This is a genomic window from Verrucomicrobiota bacterium, from assembly GCA_037139415.1.
Lineage (GTDB): Bacteria > Verrucomicrobiota > Verrucomicrobiia > Limisphaerales > Fontisphaeraceae > JBAXGN01.
The window spans coordinates 41,445-49,160 of sequence record JBAXGN010000034.1; the positions used below are offsets into that span (position 1 = coordinate 41,445).

Genomic DNA, 7,716 nt, shown 5'->3' on the forward strand with positions numbered 1-7,716 from the left:
GCTTCTCCTCGGACTTATTCACCGGAAGTAATCCAGCAGCCCATGCGCAGGATGCTGGGCAAGCTGAAAAGCATGGATGTCCCGGTCAGGTCCATGCGTGCCCTGGAATTTTTCGCACGGGAAGGCGACTGGCATACGGTAAGCTATGCGACCGAGGTAAGTTCCTTGGATGCCTGGGAAATCAACCCGCAGTGTGAACCGGCCTTGCGGCGTAATTTGCCGCTGGCCAACATTCGCATCGGTGATTCGTTTATTCTGGCCCGACAACCTGAATTTACGCATGCGTTCGATTTCCTGGTATTCGATAATCCACTCTGTTTATTCGGAAAGAACGGGGAACTTTGCGAGCATTTTGAAGCGTTGGAATTGGTTCCAATCCTGATGAAAGAGCATGGCGTGCTCATCTTTAACATCAATTATCATCCCTACGGATATGATTCCAATCCTGAATGGCGGCGGCGGCGGCAGGCGTATTACGGAATTTCCGACCCCGCACGGTTGGATTTCGACTTTGCACAGGAATTTTATCAGTGCAAAATAAAAAAGTTTGGCTTCACGGTGCAAAAGTTCTTTATTTTTGACCGGCATGACGGCATTATGGCTTACGTCACAATGGTCCTATAGAGATAGGGCACTACGAGTCTGATAAATCGTTTGGCGGGAAATAATGAAAAAAGAAAACGTACTGGTTGTAGAAGCGCACAGTGATGATTCAGTAATCAGCGTGGCTGGTTTTTTGGAGAAATTTCGCGCGAAGTACAATTATCACTTTCTGCTCTTGGCCGCATCCGATGTCAAGATGCACCATGCCGGGACGGTCACGCGCGCGCAACGAATTGCAGAATACGAGACGTATGTGAAATATTTTGAGGGACGCTGGCATTCGGATTCGCAGGTTCCGTTGGATGCGGACGGCGAGTTGGACCAGGTGCCTTTCAGGACGTTGGTGCAAATTATTGAATTCACCATTAACCGGGTGCGCCCATCATTACTGATCTGTCAGGGGCCTTCTTTTCACCAGGATCACCGCGCTGTCCATGAGGCCACCATGGCGGCCACCCGCCCAACCTCCCGTTTTTTCCCCAAAGGAATGTATCTCATGGAGAATCCTACCTATGTCCATTCCCTTGGCCCGCAGACGGATTTTAAGCCGGATACCTATGTGCAGCTTACCGAGCGGGAATTGAAACTGAAGTTAAATTGCTTCCGGACCTGTTTTCCCAGTCAGATTCGAAAAGGTGACAACTACCTTTCGGAAGAAGGTATTCGGAGTTGGGCCCGCTATCGCGGCATTGAGGCGCGCTGTCAGTATGCCGAGGCGTTGCAAACCTATATTCGTGCCATCTAGCCATCCTTGCGCCTAAACAGAGGCCCTTCGCCGACAATCCATGTAACGAACACCGTTGATCGGAGTATGCTCTCTCCCGAGGCAAGCCAACCTTCCAAACTCAATTGCAGTGAATCTGTTGGTTCTGTCGCGGCAACCGCGCTGGCCCAACGGGTGGTTTCCATTCACCAGCCCCATTACTTACCCTGGCTGGGTTTGCTGGCCAAAATTGCTGCCAGTGATATTTTTATTTGGCTCGATACTGTCCAATATAACCGGTGGGATTTTCAACATCGCACCCGCTATTCCACCGAGCATGGCCTGAAATATTTGAGCCTTTCCGTATGTTCCAAAGGGACGCAAACGAATCGGGTATTGATCAAGGACGTGCTTTTGGCGGATAAACAGATTCTTCCAAAACACTTTCAAACTCTGCGCCATCGCTATGGTAAAACTCCGGGCTGGAAACACGTCAAAGAACGACTAGCGTACATTTACCATCACCCCTTTGAACGCATGGACGAAGTATGCTGGGCCACGACGCGTCTGTCGCTGGATTTGTTTCATTTGAAACCTGTTGTCCATATTGCCTCACAGCTTCCGGTTGTTGGGGTTAAAAGTGAGCTGATGCTGAATCTCACCCGTGCGGTGGGCGGGGACCATTATTTGTCCGGACCGGGAGCCCGTACTTATCTCGATATGGCAATTTTTGCTCAAGCTGGCACCGGTGTAAGTTTCCATGAGTTTAAACACCCAATCTGGAAACAAACTTCCGGCCATCCATTCCACGCTGCCGCGTTTGCGATGGAGTGGTTTCTTGAAGAGCCTGAGGAAGCCGTCGCCGGTTTTCAACAATTGCTTCGTTCCAACCTCAATCACCCTTCTCGTTGCTTCCAGTATTAGCCTGGTTGGCCGTGGAAATAGCTCTGCCGCAACGAATACCGGCGTTGCGGAGAGAAGATCATAATTTCCACGGTGGGCGGTACACCTTGCCCGTCAGTTTGGCTGCTTCGGCGTCGTTCATCATTTCTTCCTTTTCCGGATCCCACTTAATCTTGCGGCCTAAACGGGCGGCAATGTTGCCCAAGTGGCATACGGTGGCGGAACGATGGCCAATAGCCACGTCGCAGATTGGCAGTTTTCGGGACTTGATACAGTCAAGCCAGTTTTGGTAGTGGTCCAAGCTCACGTAAATGTGCTTGAGCTGATCATCCGGCATGGCGGGGATGTCGTCCAAGTCCTCCATTTTCTGAGTATCGCAGGTTCGCACGAAAGGGCGGTTGACGTGAATAATGCCCTTATCACCGATAAAAACGGTGCCGGTAATTTCGGATTTGCTCTTGGTGGCCGGTTGGTCGGCTTTCGCACCCTGATTCAGGTCAATCTTTACGCCGTTGGCATACTTGTATTGGATGGAACTCCAGGTGAAAACCTCGAAGCGTTTCTGCGGATCATATTCTGCCTTGCCTTCAATCTCGACTGGTCCGGTATTATCCATCTCCAGCCCCCATTGTGCGATGTCGAGATGATGAGCGCCCCAGTTGGTCATCTGGCCGCCGGAATAATCCCAGAAGAAGCGAAAATAGTAATGCACCCGTGACTTGTTGTACGGGCGGTCGGGTGCCGGGCCGAGCCACATGTTATAATCCAACTCTGGCGGCGGCGCGCTATCGGGTGTGTTATCCAACTTTGGGTCCCAGTTGACTTTCGGGAGCCCGACTTTGATGGTGTGGACCTTGCCGATTTTACCCAAGCGCAACATCTCAATGGCGGTGCGGTAAGTTTTCATGGATCGCTGCATACTGCCGGTCTGCACAATCCGGTTGGTTTTGCGGGCGATCTTAACGAGGGTTTTACCTTCTTCGATGAACAAGGTGAGCGGCTTTTCGCAATAGACATCTTTGCCGGCTTGGCAGGCATCCACTGCCTGCATTGCGTGCCAATGATCCGGCGTCGAAATCACGACGCCATCCAGGCTTTTGTCTTCCAATAGCTTGCGGTAATCACCATAGGCGGTAACCGGTTTGCCCTGGGCCTTGACAATCGCCGTCTGGGCTTTGGCGATAATGTTTTTATCCACGTCGCAGATGGCGGCCACCATCTTCTTCTTGAGGAAAAATCCCATGTTTTGCATGCCGCGGTTGCCTACCGCGATGAAACCAATACGCGCAAGGTCGCTGGGATTTTCTCCGGTGGCCGCCTTGGTTTCATTCAGGAAAATGTTTGGAAGTGCCAAGGTGGCACCAATACCAACACTGGCATTGCGCGTCTGCTTCAAGAACGCGCGCCGGTTTACTTGTGTCTTCATTATTTGTTTTGGCACTGTGTTGCTGGAAATATGCCGTTTTTTTCTACGGTTGCAACCGGTAAAAAACATGGACGCATTTTTCGCGTGCTTTTCGCGGCGGGGTTGGTTAGATTGCCGCGTATGATCATTTGGATTATTGCTGCGTTGTGCATCGTTGCGACTGTGGTCCTGGGGTACACCCAGGGGGCGGTGAAGGGGATTGTTTCCACCGTTGGTTTAATGATCGCCGCCGCGATCTGCGTGCCCGGTGGGGCCATTCTTCAGCCGATGCTGAATAAAATCGGGTTTGCCAACCCGCTGATTCCGATTTTCATCGCTCCCGTGTTAGTGTTGGCTGGGGCGATGGTTGTGGTCAAGGTGATCGCCAACGCGGTGCATCACCAGGTGGAAACTCATTACAAATACAAGGAGCCGGAATTGCGGATGACTCTTTGGAAGCGCACCAATGAACGGTTTGGCCTCGCCGTGGCCTTGGTTAGCGCCTTGGTTTACACGACCCTGATCGCCACGCTCATTTACGTGATGGGCTATCCGGCATTGTTGCTTTCCAATAGCGAAGATCCTTCCAATATGCGCTACCTGGTCATGGCGGCCGAGTCGCTCAAGGACACTAAAATGCACAAGGTGGCGGCGGCGTTCGATCCAGCGCCCAAAAAGTACTATCAATATTGCGATATCATCGGTTTGGTGCATCAAAACCCCATGTTGTGGGGGCGTTTGACCAGCTATCCGCCGTTGCTGGTGTTCGGCGAGCGCGATGAATTTCAGGCCATCGGCAGCGACCAGCAGGTCAGCCGGCTCCTGATGGAACAACCACCCAAGCCCATCGGTGAGCTGCTTGCCGACCCCAAAATTCAGGGAGTGATGACCAATGCGGATTTGGTCAAACAATTGTTCGATGAATTTCTCAAGCTCGATTACGAGGATTTGACCAATTACTTGTGGACCGGTAAATCGCCCAAATTTGAGGAGGAAAAAATATTAGGACGCTGGACGGTAAATCAGGGTGCTTCGCTCAAAGCCATGCAGCGCGCCAATCCGAAGTATCCGGCGCAAACTTGGGGTGCGTTCCGGCAGGCATTTGACAAATCGGAATTCCGCTGTACCGCGGTCGGGTTGGTGGACAAACAGTTCGTGGTGCGCACCTATTTCGGGCATCCGAGTGTACAGCCTGGGGCTCCCCCCGAACCGCCCGTGATGAAAGTGGATAAAGGCACTTGGAATAATATCGGCACTGGAAAATACGAACTCAGCGACGCCGGTGGAAACAAAGTCATGATTTCCATTGATGGTGATCGGTTCCAGATGGAGACCAAGATGGAGATGCCCGCCAAGGCCGCGCCCCAATTCAAGTGGGTCATTGTGTTTGATCATGATGACTGATGGAACGTTCGGCAAAGGTGCCTGAGGCCACCAAATTTGTTCACGAAGAAAAACCTTATAATGCGCACTTTTGTTTTCTTAGTGCTGCTATTGGTAGTGGGGAACGGAGTTTGCTTGGCGGAAAACCCGCTGCCCAACGCTGGATTTGAGGACGGCACTAACAAGATGTGGTGGTCCATTGGCGACAACTCTTCGCAGATCATTCCCGAGGCCGCGCGCACTGGGAAGTTGGGGCTGCGGATTGGTTCCCTCAAATACAACCCGATGGGCGCGTCGGTTTCCAGCGCCCGTTTGCCGGTGACTCCCAGACAGGAATTCACCCTCTCTTTCTACGCCAAAGGCGTGCCCAAATGCTGCGGGGTTTACCTGATGTTCGCAAATGACGCTGGGAAATCCGTCGCCAACGCAGACCCGAGGTTTCGTGGCGGTGGCGGACACCCGGTATGCGTAGTGGATAAGCAAGAGGGTGAATGGAATGCCTATAGCCTCTCGGCCCAAGCACCCACCAACGCCGCGTTCGTCGGCATCTGGGTCCATTCCTTTTCGGGTGCTACCGGGTTGGTGGATTTCGATGACTTCGCCTTTGCGGGCATTGCGCCGGACGCGGTTGCCGTGCCGCCCGCGCCGCCCCGGAAAGTGGCACCCGCTCCTGGCGCTGGCCAACCGGTCAAGTTGCCGTCCCGCAAATCTCCGCCGATCATCATCATCAAACTGGATGACGTCAAACAAGTCCGTGGCAACATCAGCGTTCCATGGGTGAAAGTGGCGGACTTCCTCAAGTCTCGCCAGATCAAGGGCGGGTTCGGCGTGGTGTGCGAGACGTTGCAGGAGGCCGCTCCGGCTTATGTCAAATGGATCAAGGAACACCACGACTCCGGCCTCATCGAATTTTGGTATCACGGATGGGATCACGGTACGCACGTCGAGAACGGCGTCGAACTCAAGGAATTCAACGGGCGCAGTTACGAAGATCAGAAGGCGCGGTTCGATAAATCGCAGAAGTTGGCCTTGGAGAAACTTGGTTTTGCCTTCCAGACCTTCGGTCCGCCGGGCGGTGGCACGGGGGATGGCATGGATGCCAATACCTATCGCGTCATGCAGGCTGACCCGTATATGAAAGCTTGGCTCTATCCCCAGCCAATGGATGACGCCGGCAAAGCCCTCGAAGGGCAGGGGAAGGTGGTCATCCTTGATCGGGTTTGGGCCGTGAATTTTGAAAGTGCCGTGGGGGTACCGGATTTCGACCGTTTTGTCGCTGGCTACGCCGCGAGTCCGGAGCGTGACTATTTCGTTTTACAAGGACATCCCGTTCCATGGGGCGAGGCGCGTTTTAACGAGTTCGTCCGCATCATTGACTTCCTGGTGGAACAGAAAGCTGTCTTCATTCACCCGTCTGAATACAAAAAGCTACGGTAACAATTCGATACCGTAGCTGGCGCTGGTATGGTAGCGCATACGGTTCGTAGTTGTCCGCCCCATTTTCATGGGTGCCTCAGCACTCTGTGGGGCAAGATCGCTTAGGGTTACGGGATGGGTTTCACGGCGGTGGTTTCCCGTGTGTGGGAAGGCTCCATTTGCTTCCAGACGATTCGTTTGTCGAGTGCGACTTCCAGGAAGACAACGCGCGCGCCCGGCTTGGACGAACGCGAGGCGCAGGCGATGAGGGTATTTCCGCTGGCGAGGCGTGTGGATTCGCAAAAACTGCCAATGTTGAGTTCGGTGGGAAGGTTCGTGGCGGTCAATGTCCAGACAATTTTTCCTGCTGGATCAACTTCCACTACTTGAGCTGGCTTGTAACCGGAAATAAGGGTGTTGCCATTGGCCAGGCGGCTGGCGCTATAAGCCATCGGCAGATCCCACTCCTTGAGTAATTTCCCGGTGAAGTCGTATTCGCGAAGTTTGTGCGAGTAGCATTCGCCCACCAGCACAGTGTTTTGCGGGGTCAACCGGATGAAGCGTGCGGTCGCGTGCCCTTTGCCCTTGGCTTTGACGTTGAAACTGCGGAGGGGTTGGCCCTGGCGATCAATTTCGGTAATGCGGCCTGCGTCGCATTCATTGATCAGGATATTACCATTGGGCATGGGCTGGCAGGACATGATTTCGTCCTCGTACTGGTAATCAAAGAGCGTCTGTTTGTCGGCACTGATCAGGCGCACACCACCCTTTTTGCCGGTGCGGGGTGAAGGCAGGTACGCGACCAGTACGGCACCATCAGGCATGGGCCATGCGTCAATCGGGCGGACTTGGGAATAGACCCAGACCGGTTCACCGTCCGCGTTGAATTTGGTGATTTCATAGGTATCCACATCACAGGCGATGAACGGGTAGCCGGGCTTTGTGGAATCGGCGGCCGTTTGCCGGGATTCCAGCCCTTGGGGAGGATGCTTAATGATAGTCGTCTGGACATCAGATTTTGGATTACTGAATGGCTCTGCTCCCGATACCAGGGCGACCAGCGCAAGCTGGCTGCTGAGCAACGCGTGCAGGTAGGTTTGAACCGGTTTCATGTTATGCTTTCCAGCGGCCTGATACATTCCAGGTTTGCCAGGTGTTGTTTCATTGGTTCCAACTCATTTCGCCCGGCGACTTTCTTTGAAGACTACTCGCCTCCAGATTTTGTTGCAACCGTTTTACGCCGCCATTCGTAATGCGTCAGTGACAGCGGGGAAAACCGCATGGGGGGTGATTCACGCGGAAC

At 53.4% G+C, this 7,716-nt stretch carries 7 protein-coding genes; 5 read left to right on the top strand and 2 right to left on the bottom strand.

All coding sequences use genetic code 11. From position 1 onward, the window contains the following. Window positions 1-42 precede the first annotated feature (42 nt). From WCO56_08180 to WCO56_08190, 3 genes are all read left to right on the top strand, one after another. Window positions 43-624, top strand: coding sequence for a hypothetical protein (locus WCO56_08180; protein MEI7729536.1), 582 nt, complete (start codon window positions 43-45; stop codon window positions 622-624). Between the two features lie 43 nt (window positions 625-667). Then, the gene (locus WCO56_08185; GenBank protein ID MEI7729537.1) at window positions 668-1,348 is read left to right on the top strand and encodes a PIG-L family deacetylase; all 681 of its coding nucleotides are present in this window, start codon (window positions 668-670) and stop codon (window positions 1,346-1,348) included. 66 nt (window positions 1,349-1,414) lie between these two features. Next, on the top strand, window positions 1,415-2,230 hold the full coding sequence (locus WCO56_08190) for a WbqC family protein (protein MEI7729538.1): 816 nt from the start codon (window positions 1,415-1,417) through the stop codon (window positions 2,228-2,230). A 58-nt stretch (window positions 2,231-2,288) separates the two neighbouring features. Here WCO56_08190 and WCO56_08195 read toward each other — a convergent pair whose 3' ends face one another. Beyond that, on the bottom strand, window positions 2,289-3,635 hold the full coding sequence (locus WCO56_08195; GenBank protein MEI7729539.1) for a Gfo/Idh/MocA family oxidoreductase: 1,347 nt from the start codon (window positions 3,633-3,635) through the stop codon (window positions 2,289-2,291). 120 nt (window positions 3,636-3,755) lie between these two features. On the opposite strand from WCO56_08195, the gene WCO56_08200 reads away from it, so the two are divergent. Together WCO56_08200 and WCO56_08205 are read left to right on the top strand one after the other, a co-directional pair. Beyond that, the gene (locus WCO56_08200) at window positions 3,756-5,018 is read left to right on the top strand and encodes a CvpA family protein (protein ID MEI7729540.1); all 1,263 of its coding nucleotides are present in this window, start codon (window positions 3,756-3,758) and stop codon (window positions 5,016-5,018) included. Window positions 5,019-5,078: 60 nt separating this feature from the next. Next, a complete protein-coding gene (locus WCO56_08205) occupies window positions 5,079-6,434 on the top strand; it encodes a polysaccharide deacetylase (protein ID MEI7729541.1) in 1,356 nt (451 codons plus the stop codon). Window positions 6,435-6,541: 107 nt separating this feature from the next. Here WCO56_08205 and WCO56_08210 read toward each other — a convergent pair whose 3' ends face one another. Continuing rightward, window positions 6,542-7,525, bottom strand: coding sequence for a hypothetical protein (locus WCO56_08210; GenBank protein ID MEI7729542.1), 984 nt, complete (start codon window positions 7,523-7,525; stop codon window positions 6,542-6,544). Between the last annotated feature and the right edge of the window lie 191 nt (window positions 7,526-7,716).

Coding starts and splice junctions, on each gene's coding strand:
- WCO56_08180 (MEI7729536.1), top strand. CDS start 43: ATGCGCAGGATGCTGGGCAAGCTGAAAAGCATGGATGTCCCGGTCAGG.
- WCO56_08185 (MEI7729537.1), top strand. CDS start 668: ATGAAAAAAGAAAACGTACTGGTTGTAGAAGCGCACAGTGATGATTCA.
- WCO56_08190 (MEI7729538.1), top strand. CDS start 1,415: ATGCTCTCTCCCGAGGCAAGCCAACCTTCCAAACTCAATTGCAGTGAA.
- WCO56_08195 (MEI7729539.1), bottom strand. CDS start 3,635: ATGAAGACACAAGTAAACCGGCGCGCGTTCTTGAAGCAGACGCGCAAT.
- WCO56_08200 (MEI7729540.1), top strand. CDS start 3,756: ATGATCATTTGGATTATTGCTGCGTTGTGCATCGTTGCGACTGTGGTC.
- WCO56_08205 (MEI7729541.1), top strand. CDS start 5,079: ATGCGCACTTTTGTTTTCTTAGTGCTGCTATTGGTAGTGGGGAACGGA.
- WCO56_08210 (MEI7729542.1), bottom strand. CDS start 7,525: ATGAAACCGGTTCAAACCTACCTGCACGCGTTGCTCAGCAGCCAGCTT.